General features: G+C 32.2%; 19 protein-coding genes. 4 read left to right on the top strand and 15 right to left on the bottom strand.

Annotated elements, in window-relative coordinates; genetic code table 11:
- Positions 1–222 precede the first annotated feature (222 nt).
- Positions 223–438 carry a hypothetical protein gene (locus CD155_RS00615; protein ID WP_083321662.1) on the top strand — a complete coding sequence of 72 codons (216 nt, stop codon included), beginning with the start codon at positions 223–225 and terminating at the stop codon, positions 436–438.
- Between the two features lie 144 nt (positions 439–582).
- Here the strand turns inward: CD155_RS00615 and CD155_RS00610 are convergent, their stop codons facing one another.
- The 4 genes from CD155_RS00610 to CD155_RS00595 all read right to left on the bottom strand — a co-directional run bounded on the left by CD155_RS00610 (position 583) and on the right by CD155_RS00595 (position 3,906).
- On the bottom strand, positions 583–801 hold the full coding sequence (locus CD155_RS00610) for a VraH family peptide resistance protein (protein WP_044466574.1): 219 nt from the start codon (positions 799–801) through the stop codon (positions 583–585).
- A 117-nt stretch (positions 802–918) separates the two neighbouring features.
- A complete protein-coding gene (locus tag CD155_RS00605; RefSeq protein ID WP_002445087.1) occupies positions 919–2,121 on the bottom strand; it encodes an ABC transporter permease in 1,203 nt (400 codons plus the stop codon).
- Positions 2,114–2,800, bottom strand: a complete 687-nt coding sequence (locus tag CD155_RS00600; RefSeq protein WP_070871541.1) for an ABC transporter ATP-binding protein — start codon at positions 2,798–2,800, stop codon at positions 2,114–2,116. The genes CD155_RS00605 and CD155_RS00600 overlap by 8 nt, the downstream gene beginning before the upstream one ends.
- A complete protein-coding gene (locus CD155_RS00595) occupies positions 2,797–3,906 on the bottom strand; it encodes an efflux RND transporter periplasmic adaptor subunit (protein ID WP_002445083.1) in 1,110 nt (369 codons plus the stop codon). Before CD155_RS00595 ends, CD155_RS00600 begins: the two co-directional genes overlap by 4 nt.
- A gap of 243 nt (positions 3,907–4,149) precedes the next feature.
- Here CD155_RS00595 and CD155_RS00590 point away from each other — a divergent pair, with 243 nt between their 5' ends.
- Positions 4,150–4,800 (top strand): YIP1 family protein, encoded by a 651-nt coding sequence (locus CD155_RS00590; RefSeq protein ID WP_044466576.1) that lies wholly within the window; start codon positions 4,150–4,152, stop codon positions 4,798–4,800.
- A gap of 159 nt (positions 4,801–4,959) precedes the next feature.
- Here CD155_RS00590 and CD155_RS00585 read toward each other — a convergent pair whose 3' ends face one another.
- The 8 genes from CD155_RS00585 to CD155_RS00550 form a co-directional block, all read right to left on the bottom strand.
- Positions 4,960–5,529: a helix-turn-helix domain-containing protein gene (locus CD155_RS00585; RefSeq protein ID WP_103212247.1), complete on the bottom strand. Its 570-nt coding sequence runs from the start codon at positions 5,527–5,529 to the stop codon at positions 4,960–4,962.
- Between the two features lie 333 nt (positions 5,530–5,862).
- Complete coding sequence (locus CD155_RS00580) at positions 5,863–6,480, bottom strand: DUF443 family protein (RefSeq protein ID WP_103212246.1); 618 nt, start codon at positions 6,478–6,480, stop codon at positions 5,863–5,865.
- A 205-nt stretch (positions 6,481–6,685) separates the two neighbouring features.
- Positions 6,686–7,348, bottom strand: coding sequence for a DUF443 family protein (locus CD155_RS13210; protein WP_103212245.1), 663 nt, complete (start codon positions 7,346–7,348; stop codon positions 6,686–6,688).
- A 388-nt stretch (positions 7,349–7,736) separates the two neighbouring features.
- Positions 7,737–8,351, bottom strand: coding sequence for a DUF443 family protein (locus CD155_RS00570; protein ID WP_103212244.1), 615 nt, complete (start codon positions 8,349–8,351; stop codon positions 7,737–7,739).
- A gap of 112 nt (positions 8,352–8,463) precedes the next feature.
- Complete coding sequence (locus CD155_RS00565; RefSeq protein WP_103212243.1) at positions 8,464–9,039, bottom strand: DUF443 family protein; 576 nt, start codon at positions 9,037–9,039, stop codon at positions 8,464–8,466.
- 76 nt (positions 9,040–9,115) lie between these two features.
- The gene (locus tag CD155_RS00560) at positions 9,116–9,661 is read right to left on the bottom strand and encodes a TetR/AcrR family transcriptional regulator (protein ID WP_002445074.1); all 546 of its coding nucleotides are present in this window, start codon (positions 9,659–9,661) and stop codon (positions 9,116–9,118) included.
- Positions 9,627–10,022, bottom strand: a complete 396-nt coding sequence (locus CD155_RS00555) for a DUF3147 family protein (protein WP_002445072.1) — start codon at positions 10,020–10,022, stop codon at positions 9,627–9,629. The genes CD155_RS00560 and CD155_RS00555 overlap by 35 nt, the downstream gene beginning before the upstream one ends.
- A 19-nt stretch (positions 10,023–10,041) precedes the next feature.
- Positions 10,042–10,401 carry a DUF3147 family protein gene (locus CD155_RS00550; protein ID WP_002445070.1) on the bottom strand — a complete coding sequence of 120 codons (360 nt, stop codon included), beginning with the start codon at positions 10,399–10,401 and terminating at the stop codon, positions 10,042–10,044.
- A 485-nt stretch (positions 10,402–10,886) separates the two neighbouring features.
- Here CD155_RS00550 and CD155_RS00545 point away from each other — a divergent pair, with 485 nt between their 5' ends.
- Both CD155_RS00545 and CD155_RS00540 read left to right on the top strand, forming a co-directional pair.
- On the top strand, positions 10,887–15,575 hold the full coding sequence (locus CD155_RS00545) for a streptococcal pilin isopeptide linkage domain-containing protein (protein ID WP_103212242.1): 4,689 nt from the start codon (positions 10,887–10,889) through the stop codon (positions 15,573–15,575).
- A gap of 254 nt (positions 15,576–15,829) precedes the next feature.
- The gene (locus tag CD155_RS00540; protein WP_103212241.1) at positions 15,830–16,465 is read left to right on the top strand and encodes an HAD family hydrolase; all 636 of its coding nucleotides are present in this window, start codon (positions 15,830–15,832) and stop codon (positions 16,463–16,465) included.
- A gap of 90 nt (positions 16,466–16,555) precedes the next feature.
- Here the strand turns inward: CD155_RS00540 and noc are convergent, their stop codons facing one another.
- Genes noc through mnmG form a run of 3 tightly spaced genes read right to left on the bottom strand, consistent with a single transcriptional unit; the run spans position 16,556 to position 20,039 of the window.
- Positions 16,556–17,395, bottom strand: coding sequence for a nucleoid occlusion protein (gene noc / locus CD155_RS00535; RefSeq protein ID WP_070830754.1), 840 nt, complete (start codon positions 17,393–17,395; stop codon positions 16,556–16,558).
- 47 nt (positions 17,396–17,442) lie between these two features.
- The gene (rsmG, locus tag CD155_RS00530; protein WP_070871534.1) at positions 17,443–18,162 is read right to left on the bottom strand and encodes a 16S rRNA (guanine(527)-N(7))-methyltransferase RsmG; all 720 of its coding nucleotides are present in this window, start codon (positions 18,160–18,162) and stop codon (positions 17,443–17,445) included.
- Positions 18,159–20,039: a tRNA uridine-5-carboxymethylaminomethyl(34) synthesis enzyme MnmG gene (gene mnmG, locus CD155_RS00525; protein WP_103212240.1), complete on the bottom strand. Its 1,881-nt coding sequence runs from the start codon at positions 20,037–20,039 to the stop codon at positions 18,159–18,161. Before mnmG ends, rsmG begins: the two co-directional genes overlap by 4 nt.
- Positions 20,040–20,100 lie beyond the last annotated feature (61 nt).

Below are 20,100 nucleotides of genomic sequence, written 5' to 3'. Positions count from 1 at the left end.
CACAATAACATAGAATTCTTTAAATTATTTAACTATTTTTATTAAAATTTAGTTAATTTTATGTTTTTGAGATTTAGTGTTAAATTTTTTGTTTTCATTTAAAATATTAAATATGTATTTTTTGTCAAAGAATAAACAGTTATATCTTTATCAATTTTTATTCGATACACTTACTACTTTTTGATATATTATATAAAGGTCAACATTTGCGAGGTTATATCAATGGAGAACTATCAACAATTCTTAGACAGCCCTAATACATTCGTATTGATTGCGTTTATCCTATACTTAATCTGTGCCTTTGTGTTCTTTACTGTTACAGTTTTTATAGGATTACGCCATGTCTCTCTTGTAGAAAGAATAATTACTACATTGGTTTTGACAATTATTCTTACATTGACTTTAACTGGACTTACATATTGTATCGTTTCAAAATAAGACAAATTAAAAAACTGGAAAGTCTCAATATAAATAACAACTTTCCAGTTTCTCTTCGTATAAAATTATTTAAAATTTAATGTCTTTCTCACTACACGCAGTCTCATCAAAAAATTTTTTTATTAATTAAACTCGTTTTCTCCTTTATTTCTCTTTCTTATCAAAATAATCATTATGTTTAAAAGCCTTATCCCAATCTTCTTGCTTATAAAAGAATAAAAAGTACACTGCTATCCCTATAGGTATGCCCAATAAAGGTGTGGTTAGGAAACTTGCACATACAATTGATAAAACAATAGTCCACAAATCTTCACCTGTCCATTTTTTATTAATCAGCTCGTGAAACATTTCTTTGATAGACATCTTTCTCTCCTCCTAAATCAATATAAAATTGTCTTATTATACCTCTAAACAATATTAAACAAGCAAGTAACTACCACGAGGTTAATTACTTACTTGTTTCAAAAATTTAAATCTTAATTACTTAATAATATCAATTAATTCTTTCTTAGAAGCAGCACGTGCCGGTATCCAACCGAAGACGATTCCGATGAGGGTCGATACGCCTACTGCTAAAATGACGGAACCTAGACTGACGGAGCTCTTAACCATCTCTGGCGTCACTGCATCTATGAGTGTCGCAATGATAATTCCGAGTATCAGACCGATAATACCGCCAATAAGACATAGTACAACACTTTCGACTAAGAATTGTATTTCGATATCTCGACCTTTGGCACCAAATGCTCGTCGAATCGCAATTTCTTCAGTACGCTCAGTAACTGAAATGTACATCACGTTCATAACACCTATACCAGCAATAAATAGGGAAATACCTGCCACAGCCGCAACAAAGTAAGTAATGGTATCTAAGACTTTACCAATACCTTTCATCATTGCTTCGTTATCTTGATAACTATATTGACCTTCAGATGTGCCAGTACCTTTTTTATTTAACTCTTTTTCAACTTTTTTACCTATCTCTTTTTTATCAGCGCCTTTTTCAACAGATACTAATAATTGAGGCATACCTTGAGTTAAATTTCCCATATATTTATTAAATGTCTTTGTAGGGAGTTGCACTGTAGATTCTTCAGGCATCCCCATACCTCCGGCGTCCATCCCTGAACTTTCAGATACTCCCACAACTTTAAATCCTTCACCGTTGATATAGAGGGACTTCCCTAACGCATGATTATTGAACACTTTTTTAGCTATTTTACTATCAATAACAGCTACTTTCTCTTCTGTGTCATTATCATCTTTAGTGAATCCCTTACCTTTTTCTGGATCAGTTAATTCATTGACTTTTTTCAGACTTGTATCACCGCTACCATGCGTATTCGTAATTTTAGCTGAATATGTACTATCTTCACTATCTTTTACTTTGGCACTTTTAACACCGTTAATTTGTTCCACCACGCTGATATCTTCTTGTTTAAATGGATTATTTTTTGGTGCGTCCATATTTTCAGTCATAAATGAAATGGAAGCTTGATCTTTACCTGCACCAGCTTCATCAAATTGTTCATTCGTAGATTTCTTAAAACCATTACCAAGAGACATAATGGTAATCACAGCTGCGATACCAATGATGATACCAATCATTGTGAAGATATTACGACGTTTGTTCTTAAGAATAGAGCGAAAGGCAACTGCAATAACATTAGAAAAGTTATTCATGCGTTAACACCTCTTCCTCTTGCACACGTCCATCAAGAATATGGATAATACGGTCAGCTTTATCTGCGACGTCACGGTCGTGCGTCACCATAATCATGGTCGTTTTCTTTTCTTTATTCAATTTAACAAAGAGGTCCATAATATCTTGAGACGTCTTAGAATCAAGCGCGCCTGTAGGTTCATCGGCAATGACGAATTTAGGATTATTAATAATTGCCCGGGCAATAGCCACACGTTGTTGTTGGCCGCCCGACAACTTATTCGGCAATAAATCTTCCTTACCTTTTAGACCGACGTCATGAAGACCGTCTAAAACTTTATCTTTACGCTCTTTACTGCCCATTCCGTTATAAATAAGAGGGATACTAACATTCTCAAGAATAGTATTATTTTGAATTAACTTGAAGTTTTGAAAGACAAACCCTACAGTATGATTTCGAATTTCAGCCAACTTGTTGTCTGAACTTTTTTGATAATTTTCATTATTAAAAAGGTATTCCCCTTCATATCCGCGATCGATAAACCCTAAAATATTGATGAGCGTACTCTTACCTGAACCTGAAGGTCCCATAATAGCGATAAATTCCCCTTCATCAATATGAATATCAATATCCTTTAAAATATGATTGGATTCATTACCATTTTTGAAATGTCGATTGACTTTCTTCAACTCAATCATGATGACACCTCAACTTTTTCTCCATCATTTAAATTACCTTTAGGGTTTTTAATCACTTTATCGCCTGATTTTAAGCCTTTCTTAACAATGATTTGTCCATTATTACGTTCAATTTTGATATCACGTTTATGCACTTTGTGATCTTTATCAACGACAAATACATTATTATCTTTTGTTAGCACATTATTAGGTAATTTCTTAGTATTTAAAGGAATCTTCGCATCCATAGAGAAACCTGATCTTACAGGAATATCTAAATCTCCAATAACAACTTTATATTTAGATGTGTCGCCATCTTTACCTCCTGAAGGATTGTTGACAGTTGGATTAGAAGCTTGAGCGCCTTCACCTTCTTCACCACCTGCTTGAGCACCACCAGAGGCCTCGCTTTCACTACCAGCATCAAAACTTGTAGGAAGTTCATCGATTTTTAGAATCTTACCTTCACCTTTTTTACCGGTACTATTTACAGTGACATCGACTTTATCTCCCTCTTTGATTTTATTAATATCAAATTCTGTAACTGTCGCATTGATTTGAGGGTTATCTGAAATCAACTGTAAAATCGGTTGTCCATCGCCGACATCTGAATCATTTTTCATATTTACTTTACCATCGAAAGTAGCATACATACTGTCATTCACTTGTCTGTCGTGTTGTGCAAGTGATTGTTGAGCCTCATTTAATGAACTTTGGTCTTGCGTAAGCTTAGATTGTAATTGGCTATTATTCGGACTTTGATTAATCTTTTGATAATCATCATTCACTTGGCTTTGTGCTTGATTCACTTTATTGGCTAATTGTTCACGTTTACTAGCATTCGTATCATAATTGATTAAACGATCCCCTTGTTTAACCTTCTGTCCATCATCTACAGATGCACTTAAGAATGTTCCAATTGAACTGTTATTGTTGTATGTTTTTACAGATTTAGGAGAAGCTTTCCCCTCCAAACTGATAGGTGTTTCTTTTTTAACTGTATATGTATCGTAACCTTCACTGTCTTTCTTACCTGAACCATTTACCTGTTTCACGATAAAAGCAGCGATAATTAATAATAGGATGATTGCAATTCCTATGATGATCCACAATGTTTTCTTTTTCATATCTATTTCTCCTTAATAATTAATTACAATTGGAATGATAACATACTCGTAATATTAGTAATATTTTATTTAAGAGAAATTTACAAAATCTTAGAATAGTTAAAATTAAAAAAACATTATTTAGTTAAAATGATTTAGTACTTACAAGTAATTTTAATCAAAAATTTAAATTGCGTATTTTATTAAATAGAATAAAATGTTAACCTTTTACTATCACAATTAAACAAAGGAGATATACATAATATGGAAAATCAAAATATTGAAAATAACCAACTAGAGAATTCAAGCATTCCATTTGTAGGTCACTTTAGTAAATTAAGAGAAAATCCAAAGTGGTTAGTGAAGTTATTAATACTAATAGTTTTAGCATTAATAACTGCATTCGTAAGTTACTTGGCTACGAAAGATACTGTAATATCACAATCTAACGGTCAAATGAATTCAGGATTATACTTGATAATTTCATTATTCACCGGTTTCTTCGGTATTCTTTTTAATACAGCAATAATTTTTGTGATTTTCTTAGTTATTTCTAAAATATTTAAATCTGATGCTAAGGGTAGTAGTATTTTTTCTGCTGCACTTTCATACGCGATAATAATTGATACTTTCTCACTTATTATTACTATTATTCAAGCATTATTTGGATTAAGTATTTTTGAATATAAATTAGATAGCTTAAATATCTTTGCTAAAGATAATAAGTACCTTATGGCTATTAGTTTAACTAATGTATTAAAAGCATTTTTAACAGGTGTAGTCTACTATTCAACAAGTCGTTTATCCAAGAAAACATCAATCATATTAGGCATTGTTGCTTTAGTTTTATTAGTTGGATTTGGATTAATCAGTGGAGCTTCTGGTCAATCAATGCCAAATATGAACACTAAATAATCACAAGAGGTACAAAAATGAACTCAGGATTAATATTATTGATAATCATTTGTTGTGGTATGATACCAATTATTATTAGCTTGAATGAGAAAAAGAAAAAATAATTCTAACCACAAATTAAACTCCAGTATATTGAAATCTTACTGGAGTTCATTTATGTTATAGAAATTTATCAGTCAATAATATACTCAAGTAACCTATTAATACTAACACTCCCACAAAAGAGATAAGTGACATAAATGATGTAAACACATCTCTAAGTTTCGTAGATTTTATTTCACTTGGATCTTTACCATTCATAAAAGCTACTATTCTATCATAAGTTTCTATATCATTTTTTATCTTAATTCTCTCTACTTTACTAGACGCAAATATACCTATTAAAATTATAAAGTAATCAATTCCTAAGCCCCACCAACTTAGATAATGAATAAGAGGACCTATCAAAATTGCACTAGCTAAAAATGGTAGAATCATCATCCACGACCAAAAATTTAATTCCTTTTTATCTCTTGTTAATTCCAATTTCTCCACGTCTCCTTTTACAAGATCGTCTAAAGAAACATTAAACAGGTTACACATCATGAGTAAATTATGAATATCAGGATAGCTCTTATTATTTTCCCAGTTAGATATCGTTTGTCTTGAAACAAACATTTTTTCAGCCAGAAATTCTTGTGAATAACCATCTCTTTGTCTAAATTTTTTAATTTGATTACTAATATCCATATTTTTAACCCCTAATTGTTTTTATAACGATCTTTCATAAATCATTCACTTTATTTAAAAGTGATAATTAAATTGAAACGTGTGTCTTAAATAAAAACTACCAAAGTTCTTTTACAACTTCATCCTTTTTGTTGTTAAAATCCTTTGACATCGCGGATACTTAATGTTCTTACACTCCCCTCTAGACAACCCGCATAAAAAAACGCTCCTTACTCAATAAGGAACGTCTACTTAATCGTCTCAAGTTTATAGCTCTACAATTCTTTTTAGATTATTATTTGCATATGTTTAGAACTTTACTTCTAATATAATTTTGTAGTTAGATTTACACATTCAATTTATTATTTTGGCATGCACTTTTCTATCAGAAATTGAAGCTATATTCATAAATGAAAATGCCAAAAATATTCCTAACCAGCAAATATAAATCATAATATTTTGTATATTATCAATAACCATCATATAAAATAATCCCACTATTAAGTAAATTGCAATAACGTAACAAAATACCATAAGCGCAAAATTTTTGAATGATGGAATCAGTCTTACTTTTTGTTTACTGTTCTTATTGAACGATGGATGTTTCAACTTCTTTCTTAAAGCTAAACGAAGCCCAACCACAGCAACAAATCCAATTAAAAACATGATTAGAGTCCATATTCGACTAATATTTATATCCATTAAACCCACTATACTTCTTAACAATACACTAATTATGACACCTATCCCACCAGTTATCATACCTTGACTAGCACCACTACCATTTGAAAATATATCTAAATTATTAAATTCTTGGTAAGTAAGTTTTGTATATTTAATAGGTATAAACCAATTCAACATAGGAAATAGATAAGAACACCAATTTTGTTCTAAATCGACCATTAAATATTGATTATCTTTTTGAATAATTTTATATCTAGGATTTTTATAGATTGTATATACCAGTTCCATTATGTATATGTTCGCTCCATTTCATTGGATTTACTACTTTTTTGATTTTATTGACAGCTTCTCCAACATTATGTTCGACTTTTTTTGCTTTGTTACTACTATATTCGGAGCTATTTTTAACGTTTTTAGATTCCCTTAACGACTATGGACTTTCGTCATGCTAATTAGTTAACAATAAAATCAAATGCAAACTGCAACAAGCGTCTTATTTTAGTGACTTGGTAACAGAAGATTTTATTTCATGGATTTCAACATTTTCTTCCTCCATAGGATACAAGAAATAATTTGTTAAAGTTATTATGAATAATAATATCATTCCCGCTATTAGTATTAGTAAATTAAATTTATTAGATACTATAAATGCATACATTCCCAAACAATACAATATACTAAAGTAACAAAATATTCCTATACTTTTAAAAATGTATTTACGTGGCGGAATTAACAAAGCTTTACTTTTATGATTACTATATTTAATTTCTACATGCTTATTGTTAAAATAACTTAGCAATAGTCTCAAAAGCAAAACTGATGAAATAGATATTATAACTGAAAATATCAAAAAAATTGAGTTAACTGATATGTCGAACTGATGTACAACCGTTCTGAGCAAAGTACTTATTACTATAGATAAGCATATAGGAAAAACATAATTGGACTTTTTTACTTTGGGTTTCTGTTTAGTCATTAATTTTTCTGCAGTCAATTGATCTATTTCTTGAAGGCATCTAGGAAATAAATAATTAATAAATGGAAAAAAGTAAGTAAATATATTTTTTTCGATATCTAAAATATAAAACCTACCGCTATATATAATTAATTTATAGCGATTGGATTGCCCTATCGATTGAATAGTTCCTTGAACCATTTCACCAGCTCCATTCCATTGAATTAACACTATTTTTTCTTTATCAACAGACTGCCCAACTTCATTTGCTACTTTTTCTTTGTATTTTCAATTTCATTGGATATTTCCCTTATATTTAGGTTTATACCGCTTCTCCAAAGTTTTTCGCTATTTCTAATAAATTTTTAATTTCTCACTAATTTTAAACATTACCATTAGATACTAGAGTAACAAATCCCTTTAATTACACTTCTTTCTAGACTCCTCGCATAAAAAATGCTCCCCTTCTTAACAAGGAATGCCTAATTAATTGTCTCAGATTCACATGGCTCTAAATTTTTTCTAGATTATTATTTGCATATGTTTAGAATTTCACTTCCAATATAATTTTGTAGTTAGATTTACATATTCAATTCATTATTTTGGCATGCACTTTTCTATCCAAAATTGAAAATATATTTAAAGTAGTAAACATAAAGAAAACGACTAACCAACCTACATAACCTATAATATTTTGACTGTCATCAAAAATCATTTGAGTAGGTGCAATTGACAAAAATAATGTCATAAAATAACAAAATACCACAAGCATGAAATTTTTAAATGTTGGAATCAGTCTTACTTTTTGTTTACTGTTCTTATTGAACGATGGATGTTTCAACTTCTTTCGTATAGCTAAACGAAGCCCAATCACAGCAAAAAATCCAATTAAAAACATGACTAGCATCCATATTCGACTAATATTAATGTCCATTAAACCCACTATACTTCTTAACAGTACACTAATTGTGACACCTATACCACCAGCTATCATTCCATAACTAGAATTACTTCCATTTGAAAATATATTTAAATTATTAAACTCTTGGTAAGTAAGTTTTGTGTATTTAATAGGTATAAACCAATTCAGCATAGGACACAGGTAAGAATACCAATTTTGTTCTAAATCGATCATTAAATATTGATTATCTTTTTGAATGATTTTATATCTAGAATTTTTATATATTGTATATACCTGTTCCATTCGTTCTCACCAATTCTATTTTAATTTAAACATTGATTTAGAATTACTATAACTCAACCATGCTGTTTATAAATTTTATATTTAACTTTACCAAGGTTAAATGTCATCGTATTTAAAAATTTTGAAAAACCATTAACAAAAACCAAAACATGTAAACGATATAATTTATTTCCGTTTGAATAAATAACATATTTATTCCTATATACAAAGTTAAGGTTAGAATAATATATAAAGTGACTATTGCACATATATGTTTAAAGGTTGGTGTTACCAAAATCTTATGACTATTTTCTTTCGTATTTAACATTCTGATTTTATTTTTATTTCTTAGAAAATAATGCAATAGAGTAATTATTGAAAATGTGATAATAACTATTGATATTGCAGAAATAAAATGAATAGGTATTCCTGCAATTTGAATTAAAGGCCTCAATAATACAGCAATGAGTATCGTCAACCCTGCAACAATAGGCGAATATTTTTTATTAGCCTTTTTTGATTGGTTAGGATTAATTAAATCATTATATTCTTTTTCACTTAATTTATAACCATTGATATATGACCAATTAATCATTGGGAAAAAATAAGAGATTAAATATTGTTGTAAATCAATTAAATATACTTCTCTATCACTCTTTAAAATTTTATATCTAATATTATTATTTAAATTTTCAATATACCCTCTCATTTTTTACTCCATTTCATAGGATTGATACCCTAATTCACTTACCTTCATGCTCTCTCACAAAATTCCTATAACTTCTTTAATTTGGCTTATATGCCTGAATAATCTTTTTCAACATCTTTTCAATGTAATTTTCATCTAAAGAATCAGGTTTAATTAATATATTAAAGTAAATGGGTGAGAAGATGAGATCTATAAATAAATCTTGTTCTTCATCTTTAATATGATTGCTAATAATCTTTTTTAATGTTTTACGGTTGTTATTGAAATAATTCGTCATGAACATTTCACGTGCTTCTATTTGTTGGTGACTGACAAGTATTTCAATGACTGCACTACCTAATTTCGTTTTATAAATATCTTTAATTTTCACTAGAAATTGAAACAAATCTTCATATAAATCGCCATTATCGTCTATAAATATTTTGTGAGATTGTTCAACAAACATATCCATAATAATTGAAGCTTTATCTTTCCATCTGCGATAAATCGTCGCTTTAGAGATGCCTGTATTTTCCGAAATCTGGTCAATTGTAATGTCTCTAAAGTGCGTTGTTTCTAGTAAACGATTAATTTCATCATAAATTTTCTTATTTATCGTTGGATCTTTCGGTCTTCCAGCCATGTTTATCCCTTCTTTTACGGAAAATAAATTCAACCATTTCAAAAATAACTAATGCACTTACAAACCATACAACAAATCCGCCAATAATACTAACTAACCACATTTGAGTAGCTTGAAGAAGACCCCAAGTAGCTAAAATACTAAAGAGTACACCTATCATGCCAAAGACTGCCCCTCTACTCACATGCATCGCAACCTTATCGCCAAATTGCATACCAGTGATAAACATTGAAACTAAGAACACAGCTGGAAAGGTTGCGAAGATACCTCCAAACTCTTTCCAAGGTAATACGACTGAGACGATATAACTAATTAATACCGCAAATCCACCTACAAGAAATTTTATTAACACTAATTTCATTACTTAAATGCCTCCATCATTAAATATGTTTGACTACAAATATTGCTACAGAAATGACTAACCAACATACAATTGCAAATATCGTTCCGCTCTTATAATTTCTCTTACCTATAAATAAAGAAGTTAAAAAGACAGTAATGATACAAGATACAATTCCAACTACAGCGCCTGTACTTAAATGTATAGACATTTGAATAAGTTGATGTCCTCTATGGTCTATAGCTAAAGCAATCACAGCTGCCAGGTAGACTGCCGGCATAGTAGCAATAATGCCACCTAATTTACCGCCAACTTTGTCTGCTATCACTGATGCCAGTGCGACAGCAAGACCACCTATAACGAAATGGAGAATAGCACTAGAAATCGATATTCCAAACACAATAACCCTTCTTATCAATTAATTATTAAACGAAACGTTTCGTTTACTTTTAGTTTAAATCGATTAAAGGTTGTTGTAAACATATCGTTTAAAATACCTAATTTTCTAAAAATACAAATATTCATTGTTTCACGTTAAACAGTGATTCAAATTATTGAATATGAAAGAAAATTTACTAAGTTTAAAAGTGCGTTCGTCGAATTGAACGGTTTGAGTTTAGTAATAATTATCTTTATTTTACGTAGTATTGTGAACTTTTTTATATGCGTGAAATTCGGCTTACTGAAAAACGATTATGCACTAAAACGTCATGAAGAAAAAGAGAGTAATTAACTATAAATAACGAAATCTCATTATCTGTAAACGGTGTTTTGCTATTTATATTATATTTATGACAATTTAGACACAATGTTGTTTTCCATTTTATATATTTTATAATTAAATTAAAGAAATTATTTAATTCATCTAAGAAAGGACATCAAGCTATGAAATTAAAAACAAAATATCGATTCTCTATCAGAAAGTTTTCAATAGGAACTGGCTCTGTATTACTAGGTGCCTTTTTATTCGTAGGCTTTCAAGATGTAGCTCATGCAGATGAAATCCACAATAACACGTCACCTCAATTAGGTGATACGACTTCAAAACCACAACCTTTGGAAAATGAAGTGACTAAGTCATCAAATTCAGAAGTATCAACCCAAGCACCAACAACTAACACGACTCAATCTGAAAACACTGCTAACACTAAAGAAACTGATTCTCACATAACTAGCGAAAAACCAAAACAAATAACAGATAAAACGAATGCGCAAACAACTGCCTCTTCGTCTACTACGAACAAACAAAAAGTACATACTCGTGTACGACGTTCTGCAACGTCACCTATTACTTCAGAAGGTGTATTAACTGATCACGCAACTATCGCTACACCAAATATGGATAATCCAAATGGTGCGTCAGTTAAAAATAGAGAGGTCGTAACTCCACAGCCTAAAAATTCAAATACAACACCAACGCCAAATGTAGTATTTGAAGCAAATCCTGATCCTAATCAATACACCATTGCTATCACAGATCTAACAAATTTTAATACTACATACCATACAAAATATTATTATCGTTTATCAAAACCATATGACGACTCTGATAATATCACTATTCAATTAGTAGACGGTGTAAATAATTCTATTGTTGAAACAAAATCAATCAACGCAGATGGTGTAGTAACGTTTGGAGAAAATAGTTTGGCACATGTTGTAGCAACTCAAGATCCTAACAAAGCTAAATATGCCTTACTAGATTTCACGTTTCTACATACTCTAAATCAGTTTAAACAAACTGTGCCAGCGATTAAAGTGCAATTCAAAAGTGATAAAAATGGTAATCTTGGTAATCAACGTACGAGTCTAAGAATTTTTGACGTTTTTAATAGTGCGAATGAAGGAAATACATCTCCTGATCCTCAGTATTTTATTCCGATAACCGCTTCTCTAACAACGCACTATCGTGTAATAAATAAAAATAATCCTACATTCCAAGCTGATAAAAACGATATCAATACACAAACTTATGAGCCAGATCATACTGAACAAGAATTAGCTCATTATACAATTCAAGGTATGGGAGGACAAACATACACCGCTTCGAATGTTCGTAGATTTAAAGGCTATAAATTATATCAAACTGTGAGTCCTGATAATATGTCTGGTACATTGATATCTGCATACCCAGTAGGATTAAGATATGTAGATGCTACAAATAGTAACGGTGGTATCAAACGTATCAAAGAGGTAGTAGGCGAAGACGGCACAACACGTGTTGAAATTTGGACACTATCTATCGACCATATGTCAGAGGCCGCTAAATCAACTGGTATTGACACTACTAACTACGTGAGAGTTTATGCAGAAACGTTAAAGCCTGGTGAAAGAAACATGGAACATCTAGGTGAATACATTGATATACCTGGTTATCCGAAACCATTTAAAATACAACCAGCAAGTGAAGGTGACGCTGCAGGTATGCTTTTCGCACCTAAACAAGTCATTAACGGGGTTCAAGTTGGTTCTGGAGGTAACTTCCGCTTACAAAACTTTTTAGCAAGAATCAAACCAGCAGACTATTACTATACTACGCTTGATCCAGTTGAAGTAACGTTAAAAGTGCATAATATAATTAAGGGCGATCATAATCAAACTCCAGGTGAATTCACCTTTAATATAGAGGCAGGCCCTCATTCACCAGCAATTCCAGATGCTTCACAATCAAAAACGAATGCAGAGGATGGTTCAGTAACATTTGATAAAATCGCGTTTACTAAGCCAGGTACCTATACTTATACAATTACTGAAAATAAAACAAATTTAAATCCTAATTATGATGCTGAACCGTTGCGAGTAACTGCTACAATTACTGTTATTGAAGAAGACGAGATGTTAAAAGCAAATGTGGTTTATAGTTACGATGGGGATAATGATGGTAACCAGGCATTCACAAATTATTACGTTGAACCCCAACCTTTTGATTTAAATATTCCTTTCACTAAATCTTTAACAGGACGTAATTTAAAAGATGGAGAGTTTCATTTTGCTTTAAAAAATGATAAGGGAGAAGTGCTTGCTACAGGTGTCAATGATGCTCAAGGTGCAATTAACTTTACCTTCTTAGACGGTAAACGCCCTACGTATACCAATGCAGATGTTGGACATACATTTAAATATAATGTAGAAGAAGTTCCGAGTAACGAGGAACGTATGACAAGTGATCCGATGAAAGCCGTAATCTCCGTTAATGTACTTAAATTTGAAAATACAGAACTACATGCACTTACCGTTACATCAATCGCACCATTAGATACAGAATTTAATAATACTTACACGCCATTACCAGCAACAGCCAAACTTGAATTTACTAACGTTCTTGATGGCAAACCTTTAACTGATGGAGAATTTCATTTCACCCTTTCTGAAGGTGACCACGTGCTTCAAACGGTAACGAATCAAAATGGCAAAGTCACTTTCGATCATTTAACTTATAATTCTGTTGGTAGTCATACGTATACAGTTAAAGAAGTACCGGGAACAGATACGAATATTGATTATGATTCGATGGTGGCGACTGTTACAGTAAATGTAACTAAAAATCCAGTTACTGGTAATTATGAAGCTACGATTGTTAATCCTAATGACACTGAATTTAATAATTATTTTGTAAGTCCAATTGCTTTAAGCTTTGATTTCTCGAAAAAACTACTTAATCGACCTTTAAAAGCTGATGAATTCGAATTCACACTGAAAAATGAACAAGGTGTAGAAGTCGCACGTACTAAAAATACGATTGACGGTAAAGTCATTTTCAATAATATTTCTTTCAAAAATAGTGACGTGGGTACGCATACTTATACAGTAGAAGAACTCCAAGGTAATGATCCAAACATTACTTACGATAATATGAAAGCTATTGTGAAAATTTCAATTTCTAAAGAAGGCCATATTTTACAAAGTAAAACTGAATTACCAACGGATACTGAGTTCAATAATACTTACATTCCATTACCAGCAACAGCTAAACTTGAATTTAATAATGTTCTTCTTACTGGCAAACCTTTAACTGATGGCGAGTTTCAATTCACCCTTTCTGAAGGCGATCATGTACTTCAAACAGCGACAAATCAGAATGGCAAAGTCACTTTCGATCATTTAACTTATAACTCTGAAGGTAGCCATACGTACACAGTTAAAGAAGTCCCCGGAACAGACACGAATATTGATTATGATTCTGCGGTTGCGACTGTTACGGTAAATGTAACTAAAAATCCAATCACTGGTAATTATGAGGCTGTGATTGTAAATCCTGATGACACTAAATTTACTAACTATTATGTAAATCCAATTGCTTTAAGCTTTGATTTCTCAAAAGAATTACTTGGTCGACCTCTAAAAGCTGACGAATTCGACTTTGTACTGAAAAATGAACAAGGTAAAGAAGTGGCACGTACTAAAAATACGGTTGACGGAAAAATCATTTTCAATAACATTACTTTCAAAAATAGTGATGTAGGTACGCACACTTATACAGTAGAAGAACTACAAAGAAATAATCCGAATATTACCTACGATAGTATGAAGGCTAATGTAAAAATTTCTATTACAAAAGAAGGACATATGCTGCAAAGTAAAACTGAATTGCCGGCGGATACTGAGTTTAATAACACTTATATTCCTTTACCAGCAATAGCTAAACTTGAATTTAATAATGTCCTTACTGGTAAACCTTTAACGAATGGCGAGTTCCAATTTACTCTTTCTGAAGGTGACCATGTGCTTCAAACAGTGTCTAATCAAAATGGTAAAGTGATATTCGATCATTTAACTTATGATTCTGAAGGTAGTCATACGTACACAATTAAAGAATTGCAAGGAACAGATACGAATATTGATTATGATCCTATGGTGGCGACTGTTACAGTAAATGTAGTTAAAAATCATCTTTCTGGAAATTACGAAGCTGTGATTGTTAATCCAAATGACACTGAATTTAATAACTATTATGTGAGTCCCGTTTCTTTAAGTCTTGATTTCTCTAAAAAATTAATCGGTCGACCTCTAAAAGCTCATGAATTCGACTTTGTACTTAAAGATGAACAAGGTAAAGAAGTCGCACGTACTAAAAACACGATTGATGGTAAAGTCATTTTCAACAATCTTACTTTCGAAAATAACGATATTGGTACGTATACTTATACAATAGAAGAACTTCAAGGCAATGATTCAAATATTACTTACGATCATATGAAAGCTAAAGTAAAAATCACAATTACAAAAGAAGGCCATATTTTAGTAAGTAAAACTGAATTGCCAGCAGATATTGAGTTTAATAATACGTTCACGCCAGTAAAAACGCCAACACCAAATAAAGTTCTTGTGCCAAAACCTCAAAAAACATCTGAACATAAAGTTGAATACGATAAAAAGGCGAAATATAATAAAGAAATTGAATTAATGAAAGAAACTAAATTCAATAAATATAATGAGGTGCATAAAGTAGCTTCACTTCCAGATACTGGCATTTCTCATAAGAATAACGATAAAACATTGTTCGCTACAGTATTCGCTGGATTGGGCACCCTTATTTTATTAGGCAGACGAAGACGAAAATCTAAATCAATTTAGAAATTAAATAAGAAGAAGTTGAGAGATAAGAAGTTAACTCGACTTCTTCTTTTTTTGTAATAAATAGTATTAATATATTTCTTACTGTCGATAGAAGTAATAAAACGGGGGAAGTCATTTATACAATTCTCCTAAGACTGCCTTCCCTCTAATAAATTAAGTGATTGCAAATATATTGATGCGAATTTTATTACTTAATATTTTTGTGTTAAAGTTTTATCAAATCAATTCCAAACAAGCGAGGTTAATCATCTATGTATAAGAATTTAATCTTTGATTTTGACGGAACAATTGCTGATTCTAAGCAATGTAGTGTGGTGGCTACACAGAAGACTTTTCGAGATAAAGGTATGACAGAACCTACAGTGAAAGATATTGAATATTATATGGGAATCCCTATTGAAAGATCCTTTAGATTAATGAGTCCAACACCATTAGACGATTTACAATTAGAAGAAATCATCACCACATTTAGAAAGAATTACAAAGACATAGAGGCATCTTATCTACAACTTTACAAAGGGATGTCTAAACAACTTAGCATGCTTGCTGAAGACAAGAGATTGTTTGTCGTCTCGAGTAAAAAAACAGATGTACTGATTCGTAATCTAGAAATATTAAAAATAGATCATCTCTTCACCGAAGTCATTGGTTCTGACAAAGTTGACAATTACAAACCTGCGCCTGATGGTATCAACTACATCTTAAATAAGTATCGCCTCAATAATAAAGAAACGATCTATATCGGTGATGTCATATTTGATATGCAAATGGCCAATAGCGCAAACGTATCCTCATGTGCAGTAACTTGGGGCACACATAGCGAAGATGAACTAAAATCCGAAGACCCAACGTTTATCATCAATAATGTTACTGAATTAAACTTTTAAATGATTTAAAAAGTAAATAAAAACCTCCAATAAACACAAAAAAACGAGTAAGTGCAACCCTATATTGCATTAACTCGTTTTCTCTTCTTACTATTTCTTATATATTCTAATCTTTATTTCATAATAGTCATCATGGTCTTTATCTTTATGTTCAACACGTAAGCCAGACTGCTCGATGGCTTGAATACTCTTACCAACTTCATCTCTCGCTTGAGTCACATCTTGAGAGAATTGGAACGTCTGTGCTTTAACCTTTTCAGGACCTGTCTTTTGACGAACTTTATCTTCAGTTTGTTTCACATTCAATTTTTGATTAATGACTTGCTCAATTAATTCCTCTTGCTCGTCCTCTGATAAGACTAAGACAGCACGCGCATGTCTTTCAGTAATCTTACCTTCTCGTAATCGTTTAATCACATTAGGAGCAAGCTTTAACAAGCGCAGTTTATTAGCGATAAAACTTTGGCTTTTACCTAAACTTTTAGCCAATTCACTTTGTGTTGTATCTCCAATTTCAAGCAATTTCTTGTATGCTTCCGCTTCTTCTACCACAGATAAATTCTCACGTTGAATATTCTCAATTAACGCAACTACTGCGGTTTCTTCATCATTCATATGGCGAATGATTACTTCAGCTTGTGGTTTATGCAAAGATTGCAATGCTCTGAATCGACGCTCACCAGCAATAATTTCAAACATGTCTTCTTCAATCGGGCGTACAACAATAGGTTGTAACAAACCATGTTCTTCAATTGATTCAGCTAATTCTTTTATCTTATTTGGCTCAAATACTTGTCTTGGTTGATAACGATTGGGTACGATACGTTCAATATGAATGGATTCTACATTATTATTGCGTTCTTCTTCAGTATAACCAACGATGTCATCTTTATTTTTTAAACCAAATAATTTTGAAAAAGGTTTCTTCATATCCATTCTCTCCCTCTCAATTATTTGTATATGAATGATGTTAAATCTTAACTTTCAAGTAGTGGAGATTTATTTGGCGTACCTGGTTTTCTAGGATATTTCTTAGAAGTCTGTCTACGTTTATCAATCACAATCATTTGTCTTTCGCCAGCATCTTCAGGTAATTCAAATGTATATGTTTCTCTCACATTTCCACCTAAAATATTAATAGCAAACTTCGCTTCTTGCAATTCTTCTTCACCTTTTGAAGATTTAAGTGCGATGAATTGTCCACCTTTTTTAACTAAAGGTAAGCACAATTCACTTAATACTGTGAGACGTGCAACGGCACGAGCTGTAACAATATCATAAGACTCCCTGTAGTCTCCCTTGCCATATGATTCCGCACGATCATGTACAAAACTTACATCTTGGAGACCGAGCTCAGCAGCTAAATGATTGAGAAACTGAATTCGTTTATTCAATGAATCCACAATCGTTACCTTTAATTCAGGAAAAACAATTTTCAAAGGAATACTTGGGAAGCCTGCACCAGCTCCAACATCGCAAATACTCTTATCTCCATCGAAATCATAATAGAAACTAGGTGTAATTGAATCATAGAAGTGTTTTAAGTATACATCATGTTCTTCTGTAATACTTGTTAAGTTCATCTTTTCATTCCACTCAACAAGTAATTGATAGTACGTTTGGAATTGTTCTTTTTGCGTTTGAGACAATTCGATACCATGTTCACTTAATTTCTCAGATAGCCATTCTACACTCATGATTGATTCACCCTTTGAAGTTTTCCTTGTTCTAAATAAACAAGTAAGATTGAAATATCAGCTGGATTTACACCTGAAATACGAGATGCTTGAGCAATGTTTAAAGGTTTGACTTCTGCTAATTTTTCTCTAGCTTCAGAAGCTAAACTATCTACTTTACTGTAATCCAAGTCTTCAGGAATTTTCTTCTCTTCCATGCGTTTAACTTTTTCAACTTGTTGTAAAGATTTGTTGATATAACCTTCATATTTCGTTTGAATTTCAACTTGTTCTTCAACCGCTTCTGGTAAGCGATGTTCTTCTTCTAAGATTTCTAGAATTGTGTCATAAGTCATTTCTGGACGGCGTAATAAATCAATGGCTAAGATACCATCTTTCAAGCGTGAACCGCCTTTAGATTCAATCACTGATTGTGTATGATCATTCGGTTTAATACGAATATCTGTTAAACGTTGAATTTCATCTTGAATTTGTTGACGTTTCTCATTAAAGCGCGCATAACGTTCTTCAGAAATCATACCTAATTCATAACCTACATCAGTTAAACGTAAATCTGCATTATCATGACGTAATAATAAACGATATTCAGCACGAGAAGTCAATAATCGATATGGTTCATTCGTACCTTTAGTCACTAAGTCATCGATTAACACACCAATGTATGCATCCGAACGACTTAAGATTTTCTCTCCAGTACCTAATACATTACCTGCTGCATTAATACCTGCCACAATACCTTGTCCAGCTGCTTCTTCGTAACCTGATGTACCATTGATTTGACCTGCAGTATATAGATTTTTAATTGCTTTCGTCTCAAGTGTTGGCCATAATTGCGTAGGCACAATCGCATCATATTCAATTGCATAGCCTGCGCGCATCATGTCAGCCTTTTCGAGACCTGGAATTGTCTCTAACATTTGACGTTGAACATGTTCAGGAAGACTTGTAGATAACCCTTGCACATACACCTCATTCGTATTGCGTCCTTCAGGTTCTAGGAAAAGTTGGTGTCTAGGTTTATCGTTAAAGCGAACAAATTTGTCTTCAATTGAAGGACAATATCTAGGTCCAGTACCTTTAATCATTCCTGAATACATCGCAGATAAATGAAGATTGTCATCAATCACTTTATGCGTTTCGCCATTCGTATATGTTAACCAACAAGGTAGCTGATCTAGAATATACTCAGTCGTTTCATAACTAAACGCACGACCTACATCATCACCAGGTTGGATTTCAGTTTTAGAATAATCAATCGTTTTCGCGTTCACACGTGGAGGAGTACCTGTCTTAAATCTGACTACATCAAAGCCAAGTTCTCTCAAGTTATCTGCCAATGTAATTGATGGTAATTGATGGTTTGGACCACTTGAATATTTCATATTTCCTAAGATGATTTCTCCGCGTAGGAATGTACCTGTTGTGATAACCACGGCTTTAGCACGGTATTCCGTTCCAATGTTTGTACGTACACCTTTAACTTCATTATCTTCAATAATTAACTCGTCCACCATGCCTTGCATAATATCTAAGTTATCTTCGTCCTCAATCACACGTTTCATCTCTTGTTGATATAACACTTTATCCGCTTGTGCACGCAATGCTCTGACAGCTGGCCCTTTACCAGTATTCAACATACGCATTTGGATATGTGTCTTATCAATCGTCTTCGCCATTTGTCCACCTAACGCATCAATTTCACGTACAACGATACCTTTAGCAGGTCCGCCCACGGATGGGTTACATGGCATAAATGCGATATTATCTAAATTAATTGTTAACATTAACGTCTTCGCACCACGTCTTGCCGAAGCTAAACCTGCTTCGATACCTGCATGCCCAGCACCGATGACAATTACATCATATTCTTGAACCACTTTTTTACCTCCTCGTATTCTGTATCCTTATTTCCTTGAAAATGAAGACTTCCTACCGTCT

It is taken from the genome of Staphylococcus caprae (assembly GCF_002902725.1).
GTDB lineage: Bacteria > Bacillota > Bacilli > Staphylococcales > Staphylococcaceae > Staphylococcus > Staphylococcus caprae.
This window is presented reverse-complemented; position numbering and strand designations above follow the sequence as displayed.

Coding starts and splice junctions, on each gene's coding strand:
- CD155_RS00590 (WP_044466576.1), top strand. CDS start 4,150: ATGGAAAATCAAAATATTGAAAATAACCAACTAGAGAATTCAAGCATT.
- rsmG (WP_070871534.1), bottom strand. CDS start 18,162: ATGAGTGTAGAATGGCTATCTGAGAAATTAAGTGAACATGGTATCGAA.
- noc (WP_070830754.1), bottom strand. CDS start 17,395: ATGAAGAAACCTTTTTCAAAATTATTTGGTTTAAAAAATAAAGATGAC.
- CD155_RS00570 (WP_103212244.1), bottom strand. CDS start 8,351: ATGGAACAGGTATATACAATATATAAAAATTCTAGATATAAAATCATT.
- CD155_RS13210 (WP_103212245.1), bottom strand. CDS start 7,348: ATGGTTCAAGGAACTATTCAATCGATAGGGCAATCCAATCGCTATAAA.
- CD155_RS00580 (WP_103212246.1), bottom strand. CDS start 6,480: ATGGAACTGGTATATACAATCTATAAAAATCCTAGATATAAAATTATT.
- CD155_RS00540 (WP_103212241.1), top strand. CDS start 15,830: ATGTATAAGAATTTAATCTTTGATTTTGACGGAACAATTGCTGATTCT.
- CD155_RS00600 (WP_070871541.1), bottom strand. CDS start 2,800: ATGATTGAGTTGAAGAAAGTCAATCGACATTTCAAAAATGGTAATGAA.
- CD155_RS00585 (WP_103212247.1), bottom strand. CDS start 5,529: ATGGATATTAGTAATCAAATTAAAAAATTTAGACAAAGAGATGGTTAT.
- CD155_RS00605 (WP_002445087.1), bottom strand. CDS start 2,121: ATGAATAACTTTTCTAATGTTATTGCAGTTGCCTTTCGCTCTATTCTT.
- CD155_RS00615 (WP_083321662.1), top strand. CDS start 223: ATGGAGAACTATCAACAATTCTTAGACAGCCCTAATACATTCGTATTG.
- CD155_RS00565 (WP_103212243.1), bottom strand. CDS start 9,039: ATGAGAGGGTATATTGAAAATTTAAATAATAATATTAGATATAAAATT.
- CD155_RS00545 (WP_103212242.1), top strand. CDS start 10,887: ATGAAATTAAAAACAAAATATCGATTCTCTATCAGAAAGTTTTCAATA.
- CD155_RS00610 (WP_044466574.1), bottom strand. CDS start 801: ATGTCTATCAAAGAAATGTTTCACGAGCTGATTAATAAAAAATGGACA.
- CD155_RS00555 (WP_002445072.1), bottom strand. CDS start 10,022: ATGAAATTAGTGTTAATAAAATTTCTTGTAGGTGGATTTGCGGTATTA.
- CD155_RS00595 (WP_002445083.1), bottom strand. CDS start 3,906: ATGAAAAAGAAAACATTGTGGATCATCATAGGAATTGCAATCATCCTA.
- CD155_RS00560 (WP_002445074.1), bottom strand. CDS start 9,661: ATGGCTGGAAGACCGAAAGATCCAACGATAAATAAGAAAATTTATGAT.